Raw genomic sequence first — 3,117 nt, forward strand, 5'->3', positions numbered from 1 at the left:
AAAACTACATTTTTTCCTCGGCGTTTTCTTTCATTTTTTCATTGGCGCTGACAGTCCTGGAGGGTCAGAGTGCGCCCTCCGTCCTGGATGGTCTTGGGGATGTACTGGGTGTCCTGTCCCGCCAGATTGGGATAGGTCCGGGTGGCGGAGACCTGCTTGGTGGAGCTGCCGTAGCCGGCCACCTCCACCTGCACCGTATCCAGCCGCAGGGTCAGCGTCCCGGCAAGGCCGTCGTCGGTGATGAACGCCTTCTCCTGGGGCAGCAGAGCCAGCACAGAGGCCATGTCCTTGTTTTTACTGTCCAGCGTCACCGTCTCGGTGTGCTGGCGGCTCTCATGCTCCGGAAGTTCCTGCTTGAGCAGATCCACCAAGGTGTAGTGGTATCCGTCCTGCTCGAAGTCCGAGCGGGGGATGCCGGTGGGATCGTCCTCCGGGGACAGATCGTAGAACTTGCGGATCTCAGTTCCGTCCTCACTCTGGGTGACGGAGCTGGGGTAGCAGACCACATCGTCGCAAAGTCCGCTCTGCTCCGTTTCCGCCTGACGGCGAAAACTATGCTCGCTCCCTTGCTCCTCTGTTCCCCATGCGACCCGCGTTGCTGGGCTCGCATGGGGTACCCCCGCCCACTCCGCCGCGTAAGCGGCGGGAGCGAGGGCCATGGTCAGCGCCAATGCCAGGGCGCAGACTGCGGTCAGTTTCTTCATCGTCGTTTCCTCCTCTACATTTTCATTTCCGGGTCGGGCGGAGCATCCTGGCTCTGGCCCTCCTGCTGGCGCTGTGGGATCTGAGCCAGAGTCTGCTGATAGGCGTCCAGCACTGCCTGATGGAACTGCTGGTGGAACTCCTTCGTACAGGGAAAGCAGATGTCCTTATAGCCGTCCCTGCCCTTGTAGCTGGGCAGGGAGACGAAGGGGCCGTTGCTGCCCTCCACCACCTTGACGCCCCGGATAGCGAAGCACCCGTTCAGGTTGACGGAGGCGTCCGCCAGGACGGGACCGCTGGCGTGGAGGGAGTGGATTTTCACATCCACCTGCATGGGGAGGGTCTCCCGCTGAGATGTGAGGGCCGGGTCAGGGGCCTGTTTCATTGTCGGTTCCTCCTAAAAATTTTTTGGTAAAATGGAATTACTCCATGGTCATGCCGCCCATGGCGGGCCCGGTGTCCTGTTCCTGCTGGGGAGTGCGAAGCTCCTCCAGCTTCTCCCGCGCCCAGTCCGGCAGATACTGCTCATCCAGAACGCCAGCGAAGTCGGAGCGGTTCCAGCGGGTCTTTTCGCCGTCGCCCAGGCAGGTGGCGTAGACCGCCTGACCTCTGGCGTGGGGAGAACAGCCAAAGCCGCCTTCCGCCAGCCAGAGCATATTGCGGGGGTCCCAGCAGCTCTCCCGGAGCGTGTCGGGACGCATCACCAGCACCTTGCCCTTGTAGTCCTGCTCCAGCGGGTTACCGGCGCAGTGCTCCAGGCCGAACAGCCCCAGCGCCTGGTATGCGTCCCTGGCCTGTCCGATGAACGACTCCAGCAGTCCCGCGGCGGTATCCACCGCGTAGCAGCGGTTATATTTGCTGTCCTGGGGAACAAAGGTTTTCCTGCCCCACCGATAGGTTTCATCGCTGACCAGATGCTTGCAGACCGACTCGCGGAACTCCTGCAGGGAGTTGGCGAGAACGAAGTTTACACGCTTAAAGCCGAACTGTTCCAGCACAGACTGGGCGCAGCCCTCGGCCAGCGACTCGTCCGCCTCATTGAAATAATCCCGGACCGCCTGCTCAATGGCTCTGGCGCAGTCCACATTCACCCGAAAGCTGTCCTCGTGCATCTGCGTCTGCCTCAGACGGCGGGCGTCGGCGCGGGAGTAGGGGTACAGATAGGGAAAATCAGCCGCCATAGACGGTATCCTCCGCGATCAGATGCTCCTCCAGCCTGCCCAGGCAGGCGCCCACCACCATGAAGGTCTCCAGCAGATCCGCCGGAAGGTCCCGCAGGTCATAGCGGTGTTCCGCCGCCAGAACCGTGATGGTGCGGGCCTCCTCGTCCACCTCGGCGCACAGCTTGGCCCCATCGGGGATGCCGGCGGCCTCCCGCAGATACTCGTTCACCTGAACGGCTTCCTCCTCGAAGTCGTTGTAGGGGCAGCTGTCCTTATCACAGTCCTCACAGGGGCCGCAGACCTCCGACAGGTAGTGGAGCAGCTGGGCCGACGTGCTCGTGAGCTGTTGGACAACGGCCAGCAGCTCCGGCGCGCTCATCCGCCCTTTCAGCACCAGCATGGCCCCATCCAGGGTGTGGTACTCCACCTTGTCGCCGGCGTTGAACCCGGCCAGCCGTGCGGCGGTCACTGGAAGCAGGAGGCCCTTGGGTGTGATCTCTTTGATGAATTTCATGTGATATTCCTCCGATTTCTGATTAAATTTCCTGCCCGAAATCAAACAGGTTCAGCTGTGTGGCGGCACGCTGCCGCTCGGTCATGTCGTAGTTGGCGATGAACACCTCGGCAAACTGGCAGTTGGGGTCGTACCGCTGCTTGATGTTGTTCAGCCGGGTGACCGCCTCGATCTGGATGCCAGGGGCGTCGTACAGCTCCCGGACAAAGGCGTCGTCATTGTAGGAGAGCAGGAACTTCCCCTCAATGGACAGAAGGGCGTCCCGCAGGCGGATGTGGTCTTTTTCTGTAAATCCGTCCTCCCCGATGTTCTGGTAGTACCCCTCGGTGGCATGGTAGGGCGGGTCGCAATAAAAAAGGCTCACCGGGCGGTCGTACTGCCGGATGAGCTTCTCAAAATCTTTGTTCTCCACCACCACGTCCTTCAGACGCCGGTGGGCCTGCTCGATGAGAAGGAAATTGGCCCGCATGTCATGGGGCTGGCTGCCGTAGCTGGTGAGGGCGGAGGCGTAGCTGTAGCGGATGATCTGATAGAACCACGCCGCCCGCTGGACGTCGGTGGTCCGCTGGCGGCGCAGGGCCAGCCGCACCCGGTCAAAGTCCTCACGGGAATTGAGAACATATTTCAGGGCGTTCATCAGCAGATCCGGCTTGTCCCGGACACAGCGGTACAGGTTGGCAAGAAGGCTGTTGAAGTCGTTGTAGACCTCAAAATCCCTGCCGGGGGGCTTGTGGAACA

4 protein-coding genes and 1 pseudogene are annotated in these 3,117 nt (G+C 61.4%); all 5 read right to left on the reverse strand.

The features are described from left to right. Nucleotides 1–53: 53 nt before the first annotated feature. Nucleotides 54–704, reverse strand: a pseudogene (locus tag Q0063_RS14540) (cell wall anchor protein); the annotation flags it as partial. Between the two features lie 14 nt (nt 705–718). Continuing rightward, nucleotides 719–1,087 (reverse strand): SpoVG family protein, encoded by a 369-nt coding sequence (locus tag Q0063_RS14545; RefSeq protein ID WP_297872671.1) that lies wholly within the window; start codon nt 1,085–1,087, stop codon nt 719–721. A gap of 37 nt (nt 1,088–1,124) precedes the next feature. Beyond that, nucleotides 1,125–1,883, reverse strand: coding sequence for a DUF3849 domain-containing protein (locus Q0063_RS14550; protein ID WP_297872672.1), 759 nt, complete (start codon nt 1,881–1,883; stop codon nt 1,125–1,127). Next, nucleotides 1,873–2,379 (reverse strand): hypothetical protein, encoded by a 507-nt coding sequence (locus Q0063_RS14555; protein WP_297872673.1) that lies wholly within the window; start codon nt 2,377–2,379, stop codon nt 1,873–1,875. The genes Q0063_RS14550 and Q0063_RS14555 overlap by 11 nt, the downstream gene beginning before the upstream one ends. A 22-nt stretch (nt 2,380–2,401) precedes the next feature. Then, a partial coding sequence (locus Q0063_RS14560) for a DNA adenine methylase (RefSeq protein WP_297872674.1) occupies nt 2,402–3,117 on the reverse strand: 716 nt, incomplete at its 5' end.

The sequence above is a fragment of the uncultured Oscillibacter sp. genome (assembly GCF_947654275.1).
In the GTDB taxonomy this organism is placed as follows: Bacteria; Bacillota; Clostridia; order Oscillospirales; family Oscillospiraceae; genus Oscillibacter.

Bases quoted from the DNA above. Each gene is read 5' to 3' on its own strand.
- Q0063_RS14550 (WP_297872672.1), bottom strand. From the start codon at position 1,883: ATGGCGGCTGATTTTCCCTATCTGTACCCCTACTCCCGCGCCGACGCC.
- Q0063_RS14555 (WP_297872673.1), bottom strand. From the start codon at position 2,379: ATGAAATTCATCAAAGAGATCACACCCAAGGGCCTCCTGCTTCCAGTG.
- Q0063_RS14545 (WP_297872671.1), bottom strand. From the start codon at position 1,087: ATGAAACAGGCCCCTGACCCGGCCCTCACATCTCAGCGGGAGACCCTC.